The organism is Variovorax sp. UC74_104 (genome assembly GCF_044055375.1).
Lineage (GTDB): Bacteria > Pseudomonadota > Gammaproteobacteria > Burkholderiales > Burkholderiaceae_C > Variovorax.
Genome location: NZ_CP171978.1, coordinates 757,398 through 779,145 on the forward strand (window position 1 = coordinate 757,398; position 21,748 = coordinate 779,145).

Annotated in this window: 25 protein-coding genes; 16 read left to right on the forward strand and 9 right to left on the reverse strand. The window is 68.5% G+C overall.

Going from position 1 to position 21,748, the window contains the following annotated elements; genetic code table 11:
* Positions 1-14: 14 nt before the first annotated feature.
* The 4 genes from ACHMXA_RS03725 (at position 15) to ACHMXA_RS03740 (ending at position 2,307) form a co-directional block, all read left to right on the forward strand.
* Positions 15-515, forward strand: coding sequence for a DinB family protein (locus ACHMXA_RS03725; protein WP_395318563.1), 501 nt, complete (start codon positions 15-17; stop codon positions 513-515).
* Positions 516-534: 19 nt separating this feature from the next.
* Complete coding sequence (locus ACHMXA_RS03730; RefSeq protein WP_395318565.1) at positions 535-1,134, forward strand: cob(I)yrinic acid a,c-diamide adenosyltransferase; 600 nt, start codon at positions 535-537, stop codon at positions 1,132-1,134.
* Complete coding sequence (locus ACHMXA_RS03735) at positions 1,131-1,490, forward strand: hypothetical protein (protein WP_395318567.1); 360 nt, start codon at positions 1,131-1,133, stop codon at positions 1,488-1,490. Before ACHMXA_RS03730 ends, ACHMXA_RS03735 begins: the two co-directional genes overlap by 4 nt.
* Positions 1,491-1,779: 289 nt before the next feature.
* Complete coding sequence (locus ACHMXA_RS03740) at positions 1,780-2,307, forward strand: class IV adenylate cyclase (RefSeq protein WP_395318569.1); 528 nt, start codon at positions 1,780-1,782, stop codon at positions 2,305-2,307.
* Here ACHMXA_RS03740 and ACHMXA_RS03745 read toward each other — a convergent pair.
* Positions 2,285-2,923, reverse strand: a complete 639-nt coding sequence (locus tag ACHMXA_RS03745) for a GDSL-type esterase/lipase family protein (RefSeq protein ID WP_395318571.1) — start codon at positions 2,921-2,923, stop codon at positions 2,285-2,287. The genes ACHMXA_RS03740 and ACHMXA_RS03745 overlap by 23 nt on opposite strands.
* Before the next feature lie 167 nt (positions 2,924-3,090).
* Here ACHMXA_RS03745 and ACHMXA_RS03750 point away from each other — a divergent pair, with 167 nt between their 5' ends.
* The 6 genes from ACHMXA_RS03750 to ACHMXA_RS03775 are packed head-to-tail and all read left to right on the forward strand — an operon-like array spanning position 3,091 to position 9,403.
* Complete coding sequence (locus tag ACHMXA_RS03750; protein WP_176665449.1) at positions 3,091-4,272, forward strand: ABC transporter substrate-binding protein; 1,182 nt, start codon at positions 3,091-3,093, stop codon at positions 4,270-4,272.
* 59 nt (positions 4,273-4,331) lie between these two features.
* Positions 4,332-6,161 carry an ABC transporter permease gene (locus ACHMXA_RS03755; RefSeq protein WP_395318574.1) on the forward strand — a complete coding sequence of 610 codons (1,830 nt, stop codon included), beginning with the start codon at positions 4,332-4,334 and terminating at the stop codon, positions 6,159-6,161.
* Positions 6,162-6,175: 14 nt separating this feature from the next.
* Positions 6,176-6,754, forward strand: coding sequence for an OsmC family protein (locus ACHMXA_RS03760; RefSeq protein ID WP_395318576.1), 579 nt, complete (start codon positions 6,176-6,178; stop codon positions 6,752-6,754).
* Complete coding sequence (locus ACHMXA_RS03765) at positions 6,738-7,601, forward strand: ABC transporter ATP-binding protein (RefSeq protein ID WP_395318578.1); 864 nt, start codon at positions 6,738-6,740, stop codon at positions 7,599-7,601. Before ACHMXA_RS03760 ends, ACHMXA_RS03765 begins: the two co-directional genes overlap by 17 nt.
* Complete coding sequence (locus ACHMXA_RS03770; protein ID WP_395318580.1) at positions 7,598-8,452, forward strand: ABC transporter ATP-binding protein; 855 nt, start codon at positions 7,598-7,600, stop codon at positions 8,450-8,452. The genes ACHMXA_RS03765 and ACHMXA_RS03770 overlap by 4 nt, the downstream gene beginning before the upstream one ends.
* A gap of 39 nt (positions 8,453-8,491) precedes the next feature.
* A complete protein-coding gene (locus ACHMXA_RS03775; protein ID WP_395318582.1) occupies positions 8,492-9,403 on the forward strand; it encodes a VOC family protein in 912 nt (303 codons plus the stop codon).
* Positions 9,404-9,457: 54 nt separating this feature from the next.
* Here ACHMXA_RS03775 and ACHMXA_RS03780 read toward each other — a convergent pair whose 3' ends face one another.
* Positions 9,458-9,880 (reverse strand): helix-turn-helix domain-containing protein, encoded by a 423-nt coding sequence (locus ACHMXA_RS03780; RefSeq protein WP_176665453.1) that lies wholly within the window; start codon positions 9,878-9,880, stop codon positions 9,458-9,460.
* A gap of 100 nt (positions 9,881-9,980) precedes the next feature.
* Between ACHMXA_RS03780 and ACHMXA_RS03785 the strand changes: the two genes are divergently transcribed.
* Both ACHMXA_RS03785 and ACHMXA_RS03790 read left to right on the forward strand, forming a co-directional pair.
* The gene (locus tag ACHMXA_RS03785) at positions 9,981-10,574 is read left to right on the forward strand and encodes a dihydrofolate reductase family protein (RefSeq protein WP_395318585.1); all 594 of its coding nucleotides are present in this window, start codon (positions 9,981-9,983) and stop codon (positions 10,572-10,574) included.
* Positions 10,575-10,698: 124 nt separating this feature from the next.
* The gene (locus ACHMXA_RS03790) at positions 10,699-11,130 is read left to right on the forward strand and encodes an RcnB family protein (protein ID WP_395318587.1); all 432 of its coding nucleotides are present in this window, start codon (positions 10,699-10,701) and stop codon (positions 11,128-11,130) included.
* Here ACHMXA_RS03790 and ACHMXA_RS03795 read toward each other — a convergent pair.
* Together ACHMXA_RS03795 and ACHMXA_RS03800 are read right to left on the reverse strand one after the other, a co-directional pair.
* Complete coding sequence (locus tag ACHMXA_RS03795) at positions 11,049-11,480, reverse strand: hypothetical protein (protein WP_395318589.1); 432 nt, start codon at positions 11,478-11,480, stop codon at positions 11,049-11,051. The genes ACHMXA_RS03790 and ACHMXA_RS03795 overlap by 82 nt on opposite strands.
* A gap of 127 nt (positions 11,481-11,607) precedes the next feature.
* Positions 11,608-12,552 carry a CysB family HTH-type transcriptional regulator gene (locus tag ACHMXA_RS03800; RefSeq protein WP_093196167.1) on the reverse strand — a complete coding sequence of 315 codons (945 nt, stop codon included), beginning with the start codon at positions 12,550-12,552 and terminating at the stop codon, positions 11,608-11,610.
* A gap of 180 nt (positions 12,553-12,732) precedes the next feature.
* On the opposite strand from ACHMXA_RS03800, the gene ACHMXA_RS03805 reads away from it, so the two are divergent.
* Together ACHMXA_RS03805 and ACHMXA_RS03810 are read left to right on the forward strand one after the other, a co-directional pair.
* Positions 12,733-13,335 carry a TetR/AcrR family transcriptional regulator gene (locus tag ACHMXA_RS03805; RefSeq protein WP_395318591.1) on the forward strand — a complete coding sequence of 201 codons (603 nt, stop codon included), beginning with the start codon at positions 12,733-12,735 and terminating at the stop codon, positions 13,333-13,335.
* Positions 13,336-13,557: 222 nt separating this feature from the next.
* Positions 13,558-14,472 (forward strand): alpha/beta hydrolase, encoded by a 915-nt coding sequence (locus ACHMXA_RS03810; RefSeq protein WP_395318593.1) that lies wholly within the window; start codon positions 13,558-13,560, stop codon positions 14,470-14,472.
* A 20-nt stretch (positions 14,473-14,492) separates the two neighbouring features.
* On the opposite strand, the gene ACHMXA_RS03815 is transcribed toward ACHMXA_RS03810, so the two are convergent.
* Positions 14,493-15,428 (reverse strand): fatty acid desaturase, encoded by a 936-nt coding sequence (locus tag ACHMXA_RS03815; protein ID WP_395318595.1) that lies wholly within the window; start codon positions 15,426-15,428, stop codon positions 14,493-14,495.
* 186 nt (positions 15,429-15,614) lie between these two features.
* On the opposite strand from ACHMXA_RS03815, the gene ACHMXA_RS03820 reads away from it, so the two are divergent.
* Positions 15,615-16,595 carry a Bug family tripartite tricarboxylate transporter substrate binding protein gene (locus tag ACHMXA_RS03820; protein ID WP_395318597.1) on the forward strand — a complete coding sequence of 327 codons (981 nt, stop codon included), beginning with the start codon at positions 15,615-15,617 and terminating at the stop codon, positions 16,593-16,595.
* 25 nt (positions 16,596-16,620) lie between these two features.
* Positions 16,621-18,288 (forward strand): rhodanese-like domain-containing protein, encoded by a 1,668-nt coding sequence (locus tag ACHMXA_RS03825; RefSeq protein ID WP_395318599.1) that lies wholly within the window; start codon positions 16,621-16,623, stop codon positions 18,286-18,288.
* Here the strand turns inward: ACHMXA_RS03825 and minE are convergent.
* The 4 genes from minE to ACHMXA_RS03845 form a co-directional block, all read right to left on the reverse strand.
* A complete protein-coding gene (gene minE, locus ACHMXA_RS03830; protein ID WP_019653579.1) occupies positions 18,245-18,523 on the reverse strand; it encodes a cell division topological specificity factor MinE in 279 nt (92 codons plus the stop codon). The genes ACHMXA_RS03825 and minE overlap by 44 nt on opposite strands.
* 3 nt (positions 18,524-18,526) lie before the next feature.
* Positions 18,527-19,342, reverse strand: a complete 816-nt coding sequence (minD, locus tag ACHMXA_RS03835; RefSeq protein WP_020723003.1) for a septum site-determining protein MinD — start codon at positions 19,340-19,342, stop codon at positions 18,527-18,529.
* 72 nt (positions 19,343-19,414) lie between these two features.
* Complete coding sequence (gene minC, locus ACHMXA_RS03840) at positions 19,415-20,173, reverse strand: septum site-determining protein MinC (RefSeq protein WP_395318602.1); 759 nt, start codon at positions 20,171-20,173, stop codon at positions 19,415-19,417.
* A gap of 228 nt (positions 20,174-20,401) precedes the next feature.
* On the reverse strand, positions 20,402-21,685 hold the full coding sequence (locus tag ACHMXA_RS03845) for a solute carrier family 23 protein (RefSeq protein ID WP_395318604.1): 1,284 nt from the start codon (positions 21,683-21,685) through the stop codon (positions 20,402-20,404).
* Positions 21,686-21,748: the final 63 nt, after the last annotated feature.

Sequence of the window (21,748 nt, forward strand, 5' to 3'; positions counted from 1 at the left end):
GCTTCGGAAAAAACATGAACCCCACCACACTCAGCGCCCTTGCGGCCTTCCCCTCGCAGCTGGAGGCCCACTACGCGGCCATCCCCACGGCTTTCAGGCACTGGGCGCCGCCCTCGTGGGAAGGCGTGCCCAGCGAGGCCTTCACCGCCATCGAGCAGCTCTGCCACGTGCGTGACATCGAGATCGAGGGCTACCACGTGCGCTTTCGCCGCACCTTGAGTGAATCCCATCCGACGCTCGCCTCCATCGACAGCGAGCCGCTGGCCATCGAGCGCAACTACGGCGCGGCCGATGCGGCCCAGGTGCTGGCCGATTTCCGCATGGCGCGCGCGCAGACGATGGAGATCATCTCCAGCCTGAGCGACGCGCAGCTCGCGCGCACGGCAGTGTTCGAGGGCTACGGCCCGCTCACGATGCGCAGCCTCATCCACTACCTCTGCAGCCACGACCAGCAGCACCTCGCCGGGCTGCAATGGCTGGCGGGCAAGATCGACGCATCGACCGTCGCGCAATAAGAACGAAGCAGGAGCGCCCATGGGCAACCGACTTTCCCAGATCGCCACCCGCACCGGCGACGACGGCACCACCGGCCTCGGCGACAACACGCGCGTGTCGAAAGACAACCTGCGCGTGCACGCGATGGGCGACGTGGACGAGCTCAACTCGCACATCGGCGTGCTGCTGTGCGAGCCCCTGCCGGAGCCCGTTCGCGAGCTGCTGGTGGACGTGCAGCACCAGCTCTTCAATCTCGGCGGAGAGCTGTCGATGCCGGGCTTCACGCTGCTGAAGCCCGAAGCCCTGCTGCAGCTGGACAACGCACTGGCCGATCACAACGCCGCATTGCCGCGCCTGGCCGAATTCATCCTGCCCGCCGGCACGCGCGCAGCCTCGCTCGCGCATGTGTGCCGCACCGTTGCGCGCAGGGCCGAGCGCGCGGTGGTCGCCCTGAGCGCCGCAGAGCAGCTCAACGATGCGTTGCGGCAATACCTCAACCGGCTCAGCGACCTGCTCTTCGTGCTCGCGCGCGTGCTCAACCGCGTGGACGGCGGCGACGACGTCTACTGGAAGAGCGAACGCATGGCGCGTGCTGCCGCTGTGGCAGCGGAAGAAACAGACACCAAGGAGGCTCCATGAAACTTTCCGTCTCTCTCCACGCATCGCTTGCCGTGGCGATGTCCGCCATGCTGTGCCTGCCCGGTCTTGCGCAGGCCCAGAGCGCCGACAACCCGCCGAAGGCGCAGCGCGCCCACACGCTCAAGTCGCCCTCACGCGGCGGCAAGGTGGTGGGCAGCGTGCAGCGCGGCACCAATGCCGCCGGCCGCAGCATCGACCGCGCCGACGCGGCCACGCGACGCGGCGTCAACAACGTGTCGGAAAAGGCCAGCCGGCCCGTGCGCAGGGTGGGCGAGGCCTTCGGGCGCAAGCTGTCGCCGGGATCGAGCGGACGTGCTGCGCCGCCCTCGGTGGGGCCGCAGGGCAGCGCGCCCTGATCCTTGGAGCCGCTGTTCGGGGCGCGATCACGCCGACGGGGTACCTTGCTCCGCGAATGTCCCCCGCCCTTCGGGCTCCTCCTTTATTTCGCTGCGCAAGGCACCCCATCGGCGTGATCGATCGGCGCAGCGCTCATGCGACCGGCATGAGCAGAGCGTCGATGTGCGAATGGCACCGGGTGCTCCCCGCAGCGAAATAAAGGAGGAGGCCGAAGGCCGGGGGACATTCGCGGAGGGGAGTACCCGGTGTCATTCGTACGCATCCCGGATGCATCTCTCCAAGGAACACATGGCACGAAATGTAGAGATCAAGGCCCGCATCGACAGCATCGAACGGGTCGCAGCCATCGCCGCGACACTGGCCGACAAGGGCCCCATCGAGATCGCGCAGGACGACACCTTCTTCCGCTGCACCGACGGCGCCGATCGCCTCAAGCTGCGTACCTTCGCGCCCGACCGCGCGGAGTTGATCTTCTACCGCCGTGCGAACAGCGTCGGCCCGAAGGAATCGTTCTACCTGATCACGCCCTGCGCCACGCCCGACGTGCTGCGCGAATCGCTCACGCTCGCGTGGGGCCAGGCGGGCCGCGTGCGCAAGCAGCGCCGGTTGTTCCTCGCGGGCCGCACGCGCATCCACCTCGATTGCGTGGAAGGGCTCGGCGAGTTTCTCGAACTCGAGGTGGTGCTGGACGAGGGCGAGTCGGCCGAAGCCGGCATCGCCGAGGCGCATGCGCTCATGGCGCGGCTGGGCGTGGGCACCGACCAGCTGGTGCAGGGCGCCTACGTCGACCTGATCAACGCCAGCCTGCGGACTTGAACTGCTCCGCCAGGAGCTGCGCGACCTTCTCGTAGCCCCGCGCGTTCGCATGGATGCGGTCGGAGCGCAGCGACGAATCCGAGAGCACGCTCGAATACACATTGGCGACCAGCAGCGCCTGCTGCGCCTTCGCCACCTCTTCGTAGAAGGGCGCATCGCTGAGCGAGCCCACCGCCGCGCGCATGGCATCTGGCGCGGGCGTTGCCAGGACAGCGACGTAGGGCGTGTGCGCACGTGCTTGCGTGATCAGTTCTACGAGGTTGTCGCGCGTGGACGCGGCCGATACGCCCCGCAGCATGTCGTTGCCGCCGATGCCTATCAGGATCGCGTCGTAGCTCGCGCCATTCAGCAGTCCTGGCAGGCGCTGCAGCGCACCTTCCGAGGTGTCGCCGTTGATGCCCGCGTTCTCAACCTGCCAGCCCGTGAGCTCGCCCAGCTTCGTCGGCCATGAGGCCTCGGGCGGCGCGCCGTAGCCGAAGGTCAGGCTGTCGCCCAGGGCCAGCACTTGGGCGCCGGGCTTCAGTGCCGCGGCCGAGGGCTTGCGCCTGCCGCAGGCTGCCAGCAGGCCCGCGGCAGGTACGCCCGCCAGCAGATGGAGGAGGTGTCGTCGCTTCATGTGGCGCGCAGCTTAATCGCAGCTTGACGGCGCGCGAGGGCTTGTCCCTTTGCTCGGAAAGCGCATAAGCCTCCCCGTTTTTGTTAGTTCCCCGGCGATGGAGGCGGGCGAAGAATCACCAGCTGCCCTGCCTGCCTCTCAGTTCTTTCACCTCGGGATCCGACACCATGCCGACGCTCACCCGCCACCGCTTCCTGCGCCATGTGGCCGCACTCTCCATGGCCTTGCTGGCCGCACCGCTGTCAGCGCTGGCCGCGCCCGCCACGGGCGAGCCCGTGTGGTTCGGCGTCAGCGGGCCGCTCACCGGGCAGAACGCGCAGTACGGCGCGCAGTGGAAGGCCGGCTTCGACCTCGCGCTGGAGCACATCAACGCGCAGGGCGGCATCCACGGCCGTCCGCTGGCCTACAACTTCGAGGACAGCCAGAGCGATCCGCGCCAGTCGGTGGCCATCGCGCAGAAGCTGGTGAACGACAAGCGGGTGCTCATCGAGCTCGGCGACTTCTCCAGCCCGGCCTCCATGGCTGCGTCGCCCATCTACCAACGGGCGGGCCTGGTGCAGCTGGGCTTCACCAACTCGCACCCCGACTTCACCAAGGGCGGCGACTACATCTGGAGCCCTTCCATCAGCCAGGCCGATGCGCAGCCCTTGCTGGCCGAGCTCGCGGTGAAGACGCTGGGCTTCAAGCGCCTCGCCGTGCTGTATCTCAACACCGACTGGGGCCGCACCAGCAAGGACGTGCTCGTGAAGGCCGCGCAGGAGCGCGGCGCGCAGGTCGCGATCGCCGAGGGCTACCAGCCCGACGAAAAAGATTTCCGCTCGACCCTGGTGCGCGTGCGCGACGCCAACCCCGACGGGCTGGTGCTCATCTCCTATTACCCCGACGGCGCGCTCATCGCGGGCCAGGTACGCAGCGTGGGGCTGAAGCAGCCCATCGCCGCAGTGGGCTCGGTGTATTCGCCCAAGTTCATCGAGCTGGGCGGCGCGGCCGTGAACGGCATCTACACCAACACCGCCTTCTATCCCGAAGAGCCGCGCGCCGAGGTGCAGGACTTCGTGAAGAGCTTCCGCGCCAAGTACGGCAAGGAGCCCGACGCCTTCAACGCCTACGCCTACGACGCGGTCGTATACGCAGCCGCTGCGCTGCGCCAGGCCGGCCCCAGCGCCGACCGCAAGGCGGTGCGCGATGCGTTCTACAAGATCAAGGACGTGCCCAGCGTGATCTTCGGCAAGGCCAGCTTCGATGCGCAGACGCGGCGGATCATCGGCGTGAAGAGCGTCAACCTCGTCGTGAAGGACGGCAAGTGGGCGCAGCTGGACGAGAAGGCGGCGGTGGCTGCAGCCAAATGAATAGTCTTCCGCGTTGCTCCCTCTCCCGCTAGCGGGAGAGGGAGCAAGGCAGGTGCCCCATGAGCTTCACCTCCTTCTTCGACTACACCGTCAACGGCCTGATCATCGGCAACATCTATGCGTTGCTGGCGGTGGGGCTCGCGCTGATCTTCGGCGTCTCGCATCTCATCAACTTCGCGCACGGCTCGGTGTACACGGTGGGCGCGTACATCGGCTGGGCGTCGATCACGTATCTGCACACGCCGCTGCCCGTGACCATCGCGCTGGTGGTGATCGGCTCGGGTGCGCTGGGCATGCTGATCGAGCGCGTGGGCCTGCGGCCGCTGCAGGGCTCGGCGCGCATCGCGCCGCTGCTGGCCACCATCGGCATCAGCTTCGTCCTCGACATTCTGGTGCAGCTGGTGTTCAGCCCCGACCCGCGCTCGCTGCCCACGCAGCTGCCCGACTGGCGCCTGCAGATCGGCACCGGCACCATCGGCGCGCTCGACATCCTCATCGCCGGCATCGGCCTCGCGAGCGCAGCCGTGCTCTTCGGCTTCCTGCGTTTCACGAAGCTCGGCTGGGCGGTGCGCGCCACCGCGCAGGACCGCGACGCGGCGCAGCAGATGGGCGTGGACGTCGACCGGGTGAACCAGACCGTGTTCGCCATCGCCGCCGCGCTGGGCGGCCTCTCGGGCCTGCTGGTGGGCATGTACTACAACAACATCAGCCCCGCGATGAGCTTCCAGGCCACGCTCAAGGGCGTGGTGGCCACGGTGGTCGGCGGCGTGGGCAACGTACCGGGCGCCATCGCCGGCAGCCTGCTGCTGGGGCTGATCGAGAGCTATGGCGTGGCGATCCTCGGCACGCCGTACCGCAATCTCTTCGCCTTCGCGCTGCTGCTCGTGATCCTGCTGTGGAAGCCCAACGGGCTGTTCGGGCGCAAGCGCGCATTGCCGCCCGAGCCGCTCACCGGCACCTTCATCGCGCCGAGCAAGCCGTGGCACGTGCCGCGCAGCCTGCTGCTCGCGCTGTTCGCGGCGGCGGTGGCGCTGCCGCTGTTCGACCCGTCGCCGTACCTGCTGCAGACGCTCACCAACGCGTGGCTCTACGGCGCGCTCGCGCTGAGCCTCACGCTGGTGGCGGGCACCATCGGGCAGATCTCGCTGGGCCACGCGGGGCTGCTGGCCATCGGGGCCTATGCGTCGTCGCTGCTGGTGCTCGACCTGCGCCTGCCGGTGGGCACGGGCATCGTGCTCGCGGGCGTTCTCACTTCGCTGATCGGCACGGCGCTGATCTTCCCGGCCTTCAGGCTGCGCGGCCACTACGTGTCGATCGCCACGCTGGGCATCGGCGAGATCGTGGCGCTCACCATCCTCAACTGGGAAAGCCTCACGCACGGGCCCATCGGCATGTCGGGCATTCCGCCGCTGTCGCTGTTCGGGCGCGATGCGTCGTCGAACGAGGCGCTCTACTGGGCTTCGTTCGGCGCGATGGTGCTGCTCGCGCTGCTGCAGTGGCGCCTTCTGCGCTCTCACCTGGGCCGCACCTTCCGCGCGGTGCGCGAGGACGAGGTGGCCGCGCGCGCCTACGGCGTGAGCCCCGACCGCTACAAGGCGCTGGCCTTCGGCTTCGGCGGCTTCGCGGCCGGCGTGAGCGGCGCCTTCACCGCGCACATGTACTCGTACATCAACCACGAGACCTTCGGCTCGCAGATCTCGATCCTCGCGCTGACGATGGTGATCCTCGGCGGGCTCGGGAACATCAGCGGCGCGCTGCTGGGCGCCGTGGCGCTGGTGAGCCTGCCGGAGCTGTTCCGCGTGACGGCGGAGTACCGGATGCTGATCTACGGCGTCGCACTGCTTCTCCTGATCCGATTCCGCCCGCAGGGTTTGCTGGGCACTGTCTGAAAGAACACACCACCATGAGCCACCTCAACGACTACCTCGCCGAGAAACGTGCCGCCGTGCTGGCACGCAATGCCGCCGTTGAAGCCGGCACAGCGCAGCCCGTGCAGCTCAAGGCCAGCGTGAAGGCCGAAGGCCGCAGCGGCGTGCGCCGGCTGCGCATCCGCGAACACCAGGTCATCAGCGACAGCCCGCCGGACTTCGCAGGCTACAACCTCGGCCCCAGCTCGCCAGAGCTGCAGCTGGGCGTGCTGGGCACCTGCGTCACGCACATCTTCCTGATCCAGGCGGCCGAGCGGCAGGTTCCACTCGAGAGCCTCGAGGTGGAGGTGACGGGCATCATCGATCCGCGCGGCGGCAAGCCGGGCCACGAGAAGACGCCCATCTGGCCGCACGAGATCGGCTACACGGTGCACATCGACTCGCCCGCGAGCCGCGAGGAGATCGACGCGCTCTTCGAGGCGGTGGAGCGCAACTGCCCCATCCTCAACCTGCTGCGCAATCCGCAGACCATCCGCGCCGAGGTGAAGCTGGTCAACTCGAAGGCCGAGGCTGCCAACGCGCCGCGGAAAGAGGACGATGCCGTCGCTGCTTGAGATACGCGGCCTCGTGCGCCGCTTCGGCGGCCTTACGGCCGTCAACGCGGTCGACCTGCACGTGGGCGAGGGCGAGCTGCTGAGCGTGATCGGGCCGAACGGCGCGGGCAAGACCACGCTCTTCAACCTGGTCACCGGCCTCGACCGGCCCGACGAAGGGCGGGTGCTGTTCGACGGGCAGGACATCACCGGACTGCCTGCGCGGCAGCTCGCGCAGCGCGGGCTGGCACGCACCTTCCAGCATGGGCGCGTGTTCGCGAATCTGACTGTGCTCGACAACGTGCTGGTCGGCGCGCACACGCGGCTGCGCGCCGTGAAACCGCGCCTGGGCGGCGTGCCCGGGCTGGGCGCCATCGCCGAGCTGGCGCTCGCGCTGGTGCAGCCCGGCGCGGTACGCCGCGAGGAAGAGGCGTTGCGCGAGGAGGCGCGAGAGATCATCGCGCTCTTCGGCCAGCGCCTCGCGCCGCGCATCGACCACCCGGCCTACAGCCTCTCCTACGCCAACCGCCGCCGCGTGGAAATCGCGCGCGCGCTCGCACTCAAGCCGCGCCTGCTGCTGCTCGACGAGCCCACCGCCGGCATGAACGAGAGCGAGACGGCCGAGATGCTGGAGATCATCCGCGGCCTGAAGGCGCGCGGCCAGGCCATCCTGCTGATCGAACACAAGCTCGACCTGGTGATGCAGCTGTCGGACCGCGTGGCCGTGCTCGACGACGGCCGCAAGATCGCCGAAGGGCTGCCCGGCGAGGTGCGCCACGACCCGGCGGTGATCGAGGCGTACCTTGGCCATCGCCACGTAGGTTCGGCGGACGTGCCGCGCGAAGAGAAAGAGGCGGTGCCCGCATGATCGCCACCGTCGCCCGCACCGGCCTCGCTCCCTCGCCCCTTTGGGGAGAGGGCCGGGGTGAGGGGCAGTTGCCCGAACGTAGCGCAGCATCCGCTTCCAGCGAACCGCAGCCAGAGCAACCGCTTCTCCAGCTGCGCAAGATCAACAGCTTCTACGGCCCCGTGCAGGCCCACTTCGATCTGGACATCGAGGTGCGCAGGGGCCAGATCGTCAGCCTGCTCGGCGGCAACGCCAGCGGCAAGTCGACCACGATGAAGATCGTGCTCGGGCTGCTCAAGCCGCGTTCGGGCGAGGTGCTCTTCAATGGCGAATCGACGCTCGGGCTGAGCACGCCGCAGATCGTGCGCAGGGGCATCGGCTCGGTGCCCGAGGCGCGCCGGCTGTTCCCCGCGATGACGGTGCGCGAGAACCTGCTGATGGGTGCCTATGCGCGCAACGACCGCAAGGCCGTGGCCGAAGACCTCGAGCGCATGCTGGAGCTGTTCCCGCGCGTGGCCGAGCGCATCGAGTTCCAGGCCGGCACGCTCTCGGGCGGCGAGCAGCAGATGGTGGCGATGGCGCGCGCGCTCATGGGCCGGCCGCAGCTCATCTGCATGGACGAGCCGACCATGGGCCTGTCGCCGCTGTACGTCGACAAGGTGCTGGAGCTCATCGCGCGCATCAACGCGCAGGGCGTGTCGGTGTTCATGGTCGAACAGAACGCGAGCCTCGCGCTGCAGATCGCGCACCACGGCTACGTGCTGCAGACGGGGCGCATCGTGCTCTCGGGCCCGGCGCGCGAGCTGCTGGCCGACGCGCGCATCCGCGACGCCTACCTCGGCGGCGACGGCGCAGCGCGCACCGCCTCCTGAGCCGAAGAGATCCGCAAACATCCACGGGAGAACACACGAATGTCCTTGAAACTCGACCACATCGTGATCGCGGTGCACGACCTCGAACGCACCATCGCCGACTACGGCGCGCTGGGCTTCCACGTGCTGCGCGGCGGCGACCATCCGGGGCGCGCCACGCACAACGCGCTGGTGGTGTTCGCTGACGGAAGCTACCTGGAACTGATCGCGTGGCGCGAGCCTTCGCCCACGGAACGCTGGTGGCAGCTCCTGCAGACGCACGGCGAAGGCATCGTCGACTTCGCGCTGCTGCCGCGCGACACCGCCACCACAGTGGCCGATGCGAAGGCGCGGGGCCTCGCGCTCGAAGGCCCGCTCGATGGCGGCCGCGTGCGGCCCGACGGCGAACGCCTGCGCTGGCAGACGGCGCGCCCGTCATCGGCCGACCTGCCTTTCCTGTGCGGAGATCTCACGCCGCGCGCCCTGCGCGTGCCCGAAGGCGACGTGCGCGTGCATGCCAACGGCGTGCTGGGCGTGGCGAGCCTGGCCGTCGCGGTGCGCGATCTCGACGCGACGCTGGCGCGCTACCGTGCCTTGCTCGGCAGCAGCGTGTCCGACGATGCGGACACCCACATCGGCGAGCCCGTGGCGGTGCCGGGCAGCAATGTGCGAGTCGCCATCATCGCGCTGGGACAAAGCGTGCTGGTGCTTTCGTCGCCGCGAGAAAACAGCGGCAGCAGTGCGTCGAACGAAGGGGAGGGCGGCGGCAGCCTCGGGCAGCGCCTCGCGGCGCGCGGCGAGGGCCCCTATGCGCTCGTGCTGCATACCGACAAGCCGCAGGCCACAGGCACCTTCGATCTCGCAAGGGCGCACGGCGCATTGATCGAACTCGACCTGCCGCCGCTGGACCGCCACGCGAAGCAGGGCAGCGGCTCGCGCGGCTACCAGGTCAACAGCGCCGTCGGCGGCTGAGCCGTCGGTCGGCCATTGCCGCGCTGCCTGGCGGCTTCTGCCGAGGCCGCTGCTTCAGTGCCCGCCGAGATGCGCCTTGCGCAGCCCGGCCTGCATCTTCTTCTGCAGCGCGGCCCCGCCTTTTTCCAGCGCTTCGGCGTCGGCACCGCTCTCCTCGGTCACGGGCCGGTACTTGCGGCCCCAGATGCCGATCTGCGCCACCACCGGCAGCAGGTCGATGCCCATCGGCGTGAGGCTGTAGATGGCCTTCTGCTTGTGGGTAGGGTCGTCGGCCCTGGAGAGAACGCCGTACTCGACCAGCTTGCCCAGGCGCTCGGTGAGGATGTTCGAGGAGATGCCTTCCTCGGATTGCAGGAACTCGCGGAAGTGGCGCTTGCCCGCGAACATCATGTCGCGAACGATCAGCAGGCTCCATCGGTCGCCGAAGACTTCGAGTGCGAGATTGATCGGACACGCCGACTTTTCGCTGGAGGCCATGCTCTTTCCGATCTCCTTGAAAAACTGCTTGCATTTTCGCATCGGTTGCCGAACACTTCAACTGCTTGCATTTGGCAAGCAGTAAAGAAGGAGAACCGGCATGAGAAAACTCATCCTCCAAATGCAGATGTCGGTCGACGGCTATGTGTCGCCGGCCAATGGCAATCTCGACTGGCAGCTCTGGGGCTGGGGCGATCGCTGGGGTTGGGACGAAAAGCTCAAGCGCGACTTCAACGCCGTCTTCGAAGGCATCGACACGATCTTGCTGAGCCGGCTCGTCGCGCAGGAGGGCTACCTCGACCACTGGGGCCGCGCGGCGAAGAGATTTCCCGCGGATCCGCACTACGCCTTCGCGCAGAAGATCGTCGACGCGCGCAAGGTCGTGCTCACCGGCAAGCTCGAGTCTTCGCAATGGGAGCGCACCGTGATCGCGCGAGGCGGCATGGTGGAAGAAGTGAACGCGCTGAAGCGCGAGCCGGGCAAGGACATCATCACCATCGGCGGTGTCGGCTTCGCGTCGGCGCTGGTGGCGGCGGGGCTGGTCGACGAGTTCCAGTTCTTCGTGAATCCCACGGCAGTGGGCGCGGGGCGCTCGGTGTTCCACGACACGCGCAAGGGCCACAAGCTGCGGCTGTTGCGCTCGACGGCCTACGAGAGCGGCATGGTGGTCAACCGCTACGCCCCGGCCTCATGAAGGACAAGGCGCCGCGCGGATACCAGCGCTTACCTGGTTTCACCTGACCGAGACCTGAACTGGCTGAACCGGACACATGCGGTGCGCACAATGGACTCGTCATCAACGCATGAAGGAGTTCCGGATGAACACCAACTCGAAGAAGATCATGGCCGTGGGAGCCGCGGCACTCGCGATGTGCATGGCCACGGGAAGCGCCTTTGCGCAGGACCGCCGATTCGACGACAACGGCCGGCACGGCGATGGCCGCTACGAGCAGCGCGACCGCAATTTCGACCGCCGTGGTCCGCACGGCGATCGCTACTACCGCGGCAACCAGGACTTCCGCGACGGCCGCCAGGTCGATCGCCGCGGCTTCCCGCAGCCGCACGCCGAATGGCGCCGCGGCGGGCGCGTGCCGCCGGAGTACCGTGGCCGCAACTACGTGGTGCAGGACTGGCGTGCCTACAGGCTCCAGCAGCCGCCCCGAGGCTATCAGTGGGTGGGCGTGGGCGGTGACTTCGTGCTCGCCGCCATCGCCACCGGCGTGATCGCGAACATCATCGCCGGCCAGTAAGCGAAGGCTTGCATCATGACGAAACCGCCACGGGCAACCGCGGCGGTTTTTTCTTTGGAGCGAACGCCGCAGCCGGTCTTCAGACCAGCGCCGAGGGCACCGACTGGGCGCACACGTTGCGCCCCGTGATGGTCAGGCGGAGGCCGCCGCCGTGCCAGCTCGAGCCAGTTGAGGCTCACATACGCGTCGATGTCGGCGTCGTCGATGCGATCTGCCTGGCGGCTCTGCAGCAACTCGACCGTGGCGGGCAGGGCCCGTCTCAGGCGTTCTCGCCGCTCCGCCGCATCGGCCGCCCTCTGGGAGGCCTTTGTTTGCTGTTGCGCTTGCTGCTGCGAGGTCGACGATGCCATTGCTGATCCATTTCCAGGAAGCCAGGTGATTAACCCGAATGTACGCCGCCTGTGTGAAGCTGCATTCTTCTTTTTTAACCTTTCTGTCGTCCTCAGTACACACCGCGCAACAGGCGCTGGACAAGCCCTAGATTTCGTAGTGCGAGGCCTTGGCTTCGTCTCCCAGAGCCTTTTCGACGACGGCGCGCGTCAGCGTGGGCGCAAAAGACTCGATGAAGGCGTAGACGTACTTGCGCAGGTAGGTGCCGCGCCGCACGGCCAGCTTGGTGAGGTTGATGCCGAAGAGCCGTCCCGCGTCGAGCGCGCGCAACTGGGTGTCGCGCTCGGCCTCGTAGGCCACGCCGGCCACGATGCCGATGCCCAGCCCCAGCTGCACGTAGGTCTTGATCACGTCGGCATCCATCGCGGCCAGCACGATGTTGGGCTGCAGCCCGCGCTGCTCGAAGGCCTCGTCGATGCGCGAGCGGCCGGTGAAGCCCGTGTCGTAGGTGATGAGCGGATAGCGCGTGAGCGCCTCCAGCGTGAGCGGCGCGTCGAGCAGCGGGTGCCCCGGCGGCACGATCACCGAGTGCGTCCAGCGGTAGCAGGGCAGGGCCACCAGCTGCGGGTAGTCGCCCAGCGCCTCGGTGGCGATGCCCACGTCGGCCTCGCCGTCGAGCAGCATCTGCGCGATCTGCTTGGGCGAGCCCTGGTGCAGGTGCAGCTTCACGTTCGGGAATTGCGCGCGGAATTCCTGCACCGCCACCGGCATCGCGTAGCGCGCCTGCGAGTGCGTGGCCGCCACCGAGAGCAGGCCGCTTTGCTGCGCGACGAACTCCTGGCCCGCGTGCTTGAGGTTGCTGCTTTCCATCAGCATGCGCTCGATGATCGGCAGCACGTGCCCGCCGGGCTCCGTGAGCCCCGTGAGCCGCTTGCCGGCGCGCACGAAGAGTTCGATGCCGAGCTCTTCCTCGAGCTCGCGGATCTGCCGACTCACGCCGGGCTGGGAGGTGTGAAGGGTATGGGCGACTTCGGTCAGGTTGAAGCCGCAACGAACGGCCTCGCGTACCGAGCGCAGTTGTTGGAAGTTCATCTGGCGCGGAGGAGTCATCGAAGCCCCGGATGGGGCCGACCGGCGATTCTCGGCAGAAGCGCTTATTCGGGGAACGATGCGTTTGTTGGTTTCACATGAGCAAAACATCTTTGAAGCGCTCCGGCGAAGCCTTCGCGCCGGGTTCTTGTAATTTCGCACGACTGTGCTAAAGTTCGCCGCATGGACGCCAAGACCCAGAAAAGCGAACTCACCCGCGCCGCCATCGTCGGCGCGGCAATGAACCTCGCGCTGGCCGAGGGCCTGGAAGCCATCACGCTGCAGGCCGTGGCCAGCAAGCTGGGCCTTTCCAAGAGCGGCGTGTTCTCACGCGTGGGCTCGCGCGAGGCGCTGCAGAAGGCCGTCATCGAGGAGTACGGCCGCGGCTTCCTGGCCGACGTGTTCGTGCCCGCCATGCAGAAGCCCAAGGGCCTGGCCCGGCTCAACGAGATCGTGGCGCGGTGGATCGCCCGCATGCGCGACGTCGAGATGCACACCGGCTGTCTCTACACCGCCGGCGCCTTCGAGTTCGACGACCGCGAAGGCGAGCTGCGCGAGGTGCTGCTGGGCGAAATCACCCGCTGGCGCGCCGCCCTGCGCCGCACCGTGCTGCAGGCCATGGAGACGGGCGAGCTCAAGGCCGACACCGACCCCGCACAGCTCGTGAGCGAGATCAACGGCCTGACCATGACCCAGCTGCACGACGCGCGCTTCCTGCGCGACCCGCAGGCCGCCGACCGCGCCACGCAGACCTGGCAGCGGCTTCTTTCCAGCTACCTCGCCTGAGCGAGCCTTTTCACGAAGCAGGCGGATTTCCCGCGCATCGATTTGCCAGGATTTCGCACAGTCGTGCGATAAAAGGAGAAGCACCATGCTGATCATTGCCCTCTTCCTCGCCGCGTATGCGGCCGTCCTCGGCCTCAAGAGCCTCCGCGACACCCTGCGCAGCCTGCCTGCGAGCAACAACGACTGGGTCTGGTACTGAAGACCCGCAAGGAACACCTGCCCATGACCAGCACTTCTCCTTCCGCCGGCCACGCCGCGCAGTCGAACTACTACCGGCCCAGCCGCACGATGCGCGCACTGCGCTTCGGGCTCACAGCCTCTCAGCGACTGTGGCCCGCGCTGGCGGTGCGAGCCGCCTACCGCGTCTTCGGCACGCCGCTGCCGCCCAAGTGGCTCTATCGCGGCCAGGGCCCTGGCGCCGACTGGCGACGCGAGAGCTGGGCCTTCGAGGACGCGAGCGTGGGCATCTACCACCTCGCGGCGCAGGACTCGGGTGCCGAATCGGCGCCTGTGGTGCTGCTGGTGCACGGCTGGGGCGGGCACGCGGGCCAGATGCTGCCGCTCGCGCAGGCCGTGGCGGCGGCGGGCCTGCGGCCGGTGCTGCTCGAACTGCCGGCGCATGGCCGCAGCGCAGGCGTGATGAGCAACTCGCCGCAGTTCGCACGCGCCATCGCGTATGTCGCGGCGCGGCTCGCGGCGGACGGCCATGCGCTGCGTGCCGCCATCGCGCATTCGCTGGGCGCAAACGGGCTCGCGCTGGCCACTGCGCGCGGCCTGCCGGCGGAACGCATCGTGCTGCTTGCGCCGCCGGCCTCGCCGCGCGACTACACGCGCTATTTCGCGCACACCTTCGGCCTCAGTGAAGCCACGCGCCTGGCGATGCAGCGGCTCTTCGAATCGCGCGAGGGCGTGCTGATGCAGCAGCTCGAACCGGCGGCGGTGGGACCGCGCATCGCGCAGCCGACGCTGATCGTGCATGACCGCGACGACCGCGTGAACCGCTTCGCCGACGCCGAGGCCTACCGCGACGCGATCGCCGGAGCCCGCCTCGTCGCCACGCAGGGCTGGGGGCATCGCCGCCTCCTCAAGGAGGCCGAGGTGCTGGAGCAGGTGGCACGCTTCGTGACGGAGGGTTGACGCCGTCCGCTGTCAGGTCCCTACCAGTTGGGATGGACCGGGGTGAACACCGGCTTGAACAGATGCCGGCGCACGATCTCCCCGTAGCCGCGGTAGTAGAAGTTGCCGTTCGCCTCCAGCACCGCCGCGCGGTGCCTGCGGAAGTACACCGGGATCTCGTACCAGGGCATGGTCGGCGCGCGGTGATGCACGTGGTGCAGGTTGTTGAAGAGGTACAGCAGCCCGAACACGAGGTTCGATTCCACGATGGCCACGCGCTCGTGCGGCGTGTCGGCCCAGCGGTGCTCGGTGAAGGTGCGCAGCGAGCCCAGCATCATCCCGGGGTACACGAAGTACAGCAGGTACTCGCCGAAGCCCATGCCGCAGACCTCGACCACGTAGTACAGCACCGGCGCCACGCTCAACGCGTGCCAGAACCACGTCGGCAGCCGCGAGAAGTCGCCCGCGAGCACGCGCCCGGCCTCGAAGCGCACGAGCTTCCAAAGCCGCAGGAACGGCCCCAGCACCACGCGGAACGCGATCGTCTGGTTGGCCATGTAGATCCATCGCCACACGGGCCCGTAGCTCTGCCACGCGGGCGCGGAGTGGTAGGCGCTCTCGTTGTCGCGCTCCGGATGCGTGAGATGGAAGTTGACGTGGTGCGAGCTGTGGCCGCGGTTGTAGAAGGGGTAGGGCAGCCAGAGGTTCAGCGGCGGCCACACCACGGCGTGGCGCAGCCACTTCGGCAGATGGCGCATCGCATGGATGCTCTCGTGCTGCAGCGAGAAATGCAGCTGCGCGAGAAAGCCGCCCACGACGAACAGCGCCCAGCCCGGAAGCAGCGCGTGCCACCACACCAGCGCGCCCCATGCGGCGTAGAGCAGGGCGGCCAGCAGAAGCGTGGGCACCTCGTAGTGCCACCACCAGTGGCGGCGGGCGGGTGCATTCCTGTGGAGGGGCAGGGCAGTCGATGTCATGGCGATGGGCGGGACTGCGATGCTAGGTAGCAAGCGGGCGCTTGCATGCGCGCTTTTCGCATAAGCATCGGCGCGAAACTTAGTTCGGCGGGCGCGGGGCGAGGCCTACGCTTCACGGCTTTGCTGCTGCACCCCTGCCCGCTGCGCCTTCACGGCAGCCGCGTGCCGGCCCTTTCGCTTCCTCCCATGAAGAAACTCCTCACCCGCATCGCGCTGGCGCTGCTCGCCGCGCTGTCCGTCGACGTGCAGATCCAGGCCGCCACGCTGGACGACTATCCGGCCAGGACCATCCGCCTCGTCGTGCCCTATCCGGCCGGCGGCATCGCCGACAAGATCGCCCGCGAGGTCGCCGAACAGCTCCAGCAGCGGCTCAAGCAGGCGGTGGTGGTCGAGAACCGCAGCGGCGCGGCGGGCAACATCGGCTTCGAATACGTCGCGCGGCAGCCGGCCGACGGCTACACGCTGCTGCTCGCGCCGGCTTCCAACCTCACGGTGCAGCCCGCGCTGTTCAAGCAGCTGAGCTACGACCTCTCGCGCGACTTCACGCCCGTGTCGCTGCTCGTGCAGACGCCGCAGGTGCTGCTGGTGAACCCGAAGCTGCCGGTGGCCAGCCCGCGCGAGCTGATCGACTATTCGAAGAAGAATCCCGGGAAGGTCAACTACGGCATCAGCGTGGGCGCGTACTCGCACCTCGCGGGCGAGCTGCTGAAGACGCAGACCGGCGCCGACTTCACCGCCATTCCCTACCAGGGCAGCGCCCCGGCCCTCAACGACCTGCTCGCGGGGCAGACGCAGTTCATCTTCAACGAGGTGGTCACCGCCATTCCCTTCGTGAAGGCCGGCACGCTCAAGCCGCTGGCCGTGGCCTACCGCACGCGCGCACCCTGGCTGCCCGACGTGCCCACCACCGCCGAAGCCGGCCTGCCCGATTTCGAGGTCACCTCGTGGTACGGCGTGGTGGTGCGCAGCGGCACGCCCGCGCCGCTGGTGCAGCGCCTGTCGCGCGAGCTGCGCGACATCGTGCAGACGGCCGAGTTCAGGAAGCGCTACGACGACATCGGCGCCTTCACCGTGGGCAGCTCGCCGGAAGACTTCGCGCGCTTCATCCAGTCGGAGACCGTCAAGTGGACCGCGGTGGTGAAGCAGGCCGGCATCCAGCCCAATTGAGCGGCAGGCCCCGGAGAATGCGCGCATGAGCACGCCCCCGAAGAACACCGTCGCGCCGGCCGAACTGTGGGCCCTGCTGCTGGCGGAGCCCGCGGCGGAGCTCGCCCTGCTCGACGTGCGCGAGACGCGCTGGTTCGTGCAGCGCCACCTGAACCTCGCGCGCAACGCGCCTCTCAGCGGGCTCGAACTGCAGGTCGGTGCGCTTGTGCCGCGCCGGTCCACGCCGGTGGTGCTCTACGACGACGATGACGCGCCCGACGGCGCCGCGCAGGCGGCATCGGCCGTGCTCGTGCGCCTGTGCTACAGCGACGTGCGCACCCTCGACGGCGGCCTGCGGCGCTGGGTGAGCGAGGGCCTGCCCGCCATTGACGGCTACGGCACGCTGGTGAAGGCCTTCGGCGACCGCGCACGGCTGCACTACGGCACGCCTGGCCTGCCCGTGGAGGCGCTGCGCGCGCGCCTGCGCGAAGGCCGCCCGACCACGCTGGTCGATGCGCGGCCGCGCGCGGAGTTCGAATTCCTCTCGCTGCCCGGCGCGCGCAACCACCCGGGCACCGAGCTGGCGCTGCGCCGCTTCGAGCCGCCCGATGCCGGCGGGCCCGATCACCTGTGGGCCATCAACTGCTTCAGCCGCACGCGCGGCATCGTCGGCGCGACCACGCTGCGGCTGCTGGGCCGCGCCAGCGAAGCGGTGTTCGTCGAGGACGGCGTCATGGACTGGGGCCTGCACGGCGCGCCCACCGTGCAGAACGCGGTGCCCGACGACGAGCTGCCGCCCGAATCCCCGCAGGTGCTGCGCGGCCTCGCCGACGAGTTGCTCGCGCGCTTCGCGCTGCCCGTGGCCGATGCGGCCCGGCTCGCCGATTGGCGCGAGGACCGCGAGCGCACCCTCTACCTGTTCGACGTGCGGCCCGAACCCGATCCGGCCTTTGCGGGCACCGGCTTGCGCCAGGTGCCGGGCGGCCAGCTGCTGATGCACTTCGAGAACCTCGTGGGCACGCGAGGCGCGCGCATCGTGCTGGTCGACGATCCGGCCCATCGCCTGCGTGCGGCCATCACCGCCTTCTGGCTCACGCAGCTGGGCCAGGCCGAGGTGTATGTATACGACGGCGAGTTCACGCCCCCGCAGGCCCCGCCGGACCCCTCGGCCGCCATCGACGGCGCGCCGCCGCCGCTGGACGCCGACGCCCTCGCGCAGCTGCGCAGCGACGGTGCCGCCACCGTGATCGACGTGGGTCCCAGCCTCGACTACGAGCGCGGCCACCTGCCGGGCGCGCTCTACATGCTGCCGGCTTCGCTCGCGCCGCTGGCCCCGCACGCCGCGGCCGGCCGCAAGCTGGTCTTCACCTCGCCGGACGGCGCGGCGGCCGCCCGCGTGGCGCGCGACGCGCAACGGCGCTGGCCGGATTCGGGTGCGGAGTTCACCTGGCTCCGGGGAGGAACGCAGGGCTGGAAGGCCTCGGGCAGGCCGCTGGCGACCGATCTGGTGCCGGCCCGGCTGCTCACCCCCTTCGACGACGACTGGGGCTCGGTGATGCGCGTCTTCGGTCCGCGCCGCGATGCGGCCTGGGCCGACTACCTCGCGTGGGAGCGCGCACTGTCGGAGCGGGTCCTGCAGGACCCGTCCGTGCGCTTCAGGTTCTTCGCGCTCAGCGCGCCGGCGTCGGGGCCGGGTCGGGCAGCTCGATCTTGATGTCGAGCACTTCGAGGTTGTCCTGGGTCTCCAGGTTGACCTTGATGTCGTCCGCGTTGATCGACACGTACTTGGAAATCACCGCCACCAGCTCGCGCTGGAGTTCGGGCAGGTAGTCGGGCCGCTTCTTGCCGCTGAGGCTCGAGCGCTCGTGGGCGAGGATGATCTGCAGCCGCTCTTTCGCGACGCTGGCAGTCTTCTTCTTTTCGCCCAGCAGGAACGAGAGGAAGGACATGGGCTACTTGCTCCCGAAGATTCGCTTGAAGAAGCCCGGCTTCTCCGCCTCGACGAAGCGCATCGGCCGTTCCTCGCCGAGGAAGCGGGCCACCACGTCGGTGTAGGCCTGGGCCACGTCGGTCTCCTTGTCGTGGATCGCCGGCACGCCCTGGTTGGAGGCGTGCAGCACGCTCTCCGATTCGGGGATCACGCCGATCAGCTTGATGCGCAGGATGTCCTGGATGTCCTCCAGCGACAGCATCTGGCCGCCCGCCACCCGGTTGGGGTTGTAGCGGGTGATGAGCAGGTGCTCCTTGATGGGCTCGCCGCCTTCCTTGGCGCGCTTGGTCTTGCTGCTGAGCATGCCCAGGATGCGGTCGGAGTCGCGCACCGACGAGACCTCGGGGTTGGTCACCACCAGCGCCTCGTCGGCGAAGTGCATGGCCATCATCGCGCCGGTCTCGATGCCCGCGGGCGAGTCGCAGACGATGTATTCGAAGTCCATCGCGGCGAGATCGGCCAGCACCTTCTCGACGCCTTCCTGCGTGAGCGCTTCCTTGTCGCGCGTCTGCGAGGCGGCCAGCACGAACAGGTTGTCGCACTGCTTGTCCTTGATGAGCGCCTGGCTCAGGTTGGCCTCGCCCTGGATGACGTTGATCAGGTCGTACACCACGCGGCGTTCGCAGCCCATGATCAGGTCGAGGTTGCGCAGGCCCACGTCGAAGTCGATCACAGCCGTCTTCTTGCCCGCGAGCGCGAGGCCCGAAGCAAAGCTGGCGCTCGTCGTCGTCTTGCCGACGCCGCCCTTGCCCGAAGTCACCACCACAATTTTGGCCATGGCCATTCCTTCTTGTTTCGATTCAGTTGTTGCTTGTCAGGGTCGCCGCATTCCGTGATCGGGTTCGTCCGGTCAGGGAATGGGATCGATCGAGATTTTCTTGCCGTCCAGGCGCACCTGGGCCGGCTTGCCCAGCACCGTGTCGGGCAGCGGCACCTCGTTGGTCCGGTAGATGCCGGCCACGGCCACCAGCTGCGCTTCCATGCAGGTCGAGAAGATCCGCGCCTCGGTGTTGCCGCGCGCGCCGGCAATGGCCTTGCCGCGCAGCGGCGCGTACACGTGCACGTTGCCGTCGGCGATGACCTCGGCGCCGAAGCTCACCACGGCCGTCACCACCACGTCGCCGCCGCGGGCGTACACCTGCTGGCCCGAGCGCAGCGGCTTGTCGATCAAGAGCGTGCCGTTGGCCGGCACCGGCACCTCGCGCACGATCTGCGGGGCTTCGGAAGCGGGGGGCTCGGCCGGCGGGGCCGGGGCGCGGGGCGCAGGGGCCGCGGGCATGGCCGCCACCGAGAGGCCGGCCGCGCGCGCGGCGGCGTGCTGGGCGTCGTTGCCGCCGCGCACCGCGATGGGCTGGGTCTGGTGGCGCGCCAGCAGGCCGCGCAGGGCGGCGAAGTCGATGTCGCCGTCGTCCTCCGACTCCTGCAGCAGCGAGAGGTCGATCACCACCGGCTCCTGCTCGAAGAAGTCGGGCGAATCCGCCAGCTGGGCGTCGAGTGCCTCGGCCAGCACGTCCAGGTCGGACGTCTTGAGGATCACTGCGATCAGCGGCAGCGTGGCGCTCTTGAATTCGAAAACCGCCTTGGTGCGCGCGGCGGAGACATCGGCCATTGGGAAAACGTCGGTGCGAAAAGCGTTGGAGTCTAACGGGCGCGGGCCAAAGGCCGGTGAAGGGCCCCCGCCTCAGGCCCTCCAGAGAACACTTCTTTCATGAGGTTACCAAGCCAACCCCCAGGCTTCGCGGCACTTCGTACCGCTTCGCCAACCCCCTTGCTGGGGGCGATACCGGTGGCCCGGCAAAGCCGGTTCCACGGTATCCCTGGAAGGCGCCTTCGCAGTTCAATTCTTCGAGCGGCCTAGCAGCGCGTAGAGAATGATCGCCCCGAAGGTCGCGCAGCCGATACCGCCCAGGGCGAAGTCGCCGAACTTCAGCGTGAAGTCGCCCGTGCCCACGATCAGCGTGATGGCCGCCACGATCAGGTTCCTGTTCTGCGAGAAGTCGACCTTGTTGTCGACCCAGATCTTGGCGCCGGCAATGGCGATCAGCCCGAACACCACGATGCTCACGCCGCCCATCACCGGCAGCGGAATGGCCTGGATCAGCGCGCCGAACTTCGGGCTGAAGCCCAGCACCAGCGCGATGACGGCGGCCACCACGAACACGGCGGTGGAATAGATGCGCGTGGCCGCCATCACGCCGATGTTCTCGGCGTAGGTGGTCACGCCCGTGCCGCCCGCGGCGCCGCTCACCACAGTGGCGATGCCGTCGCCGATGAAGGCGCGGCCCATGTACGGGTCGAGGTTGCGGCCGGTCATGGCCGTCACCGCCTTCAGGTGGCCGAGGTTCTCCGCCACCAGGATGATCGCCACCGGTGCGATCAGCAGCATCGCGTTGGCCGTGAACACCGGCGCGGTGAAGGTCGGCAGGCCGAACCAGGCCGCGTTGGCGATGCCGCTCAGGTCCACCGGCTTGCCCATGCCCAGTCCGTTGGTCAGCGCCGCGTAGACCAGCGTGGCCAGGATCAGCCCCACCAGGATCAAGAGGCGCTGCAGCATGCCGCGCGTGAACACCGCTACCAGGCCCACGCAGAGGAAGGTCACGGCCTGCATCCAGGCGTCGAAGTTGCCGGCCGCCATGTTCTTGACCGGCACGCTCGCCAGGTTGAGCCCGATCACCGCCACCACCGCACCGGTGACCACCGGCGGCATGAAGCGCTCGATCCAGCCCGTGCCCACGGCCTGCACGATGGCCCCGATCAGGATGTAGACCACCCCGCAGGCCACGATGCCGCCCAGCGCCACCGCGATGTTGGCGTTGGGGCCCTTGCCCGCGTAGCCGCTGGCCGCGATCACCACGCCGATGAAGGCGAAGCTCGAGCCCAGGTAGCTGGGCACCTTGCCGCCGGTGACGAAATAGAAGATGAGCGTGCCGATGCCGCTCATCAGGATCGCGATGTTGGGGTTGAAGCCCATCAGGATCGGCGCCAGCACCGTGGCGCCGAACATGGCGATGACGTGCTGTACGCCCATGGCGCCGGTCTGCAGCCAGGGCAGCCGCTCGTCGGGCGCGATGACCGCGCCGTTGGCCAGCGCGGACGCGGGCCGTTCAATCCAGTTGAACATTCTTCTATCTCCTCTTGTTGGATGTAGTGCTCGGTGGCCGGGCGTCCCGGCTTTCCCGGGGCG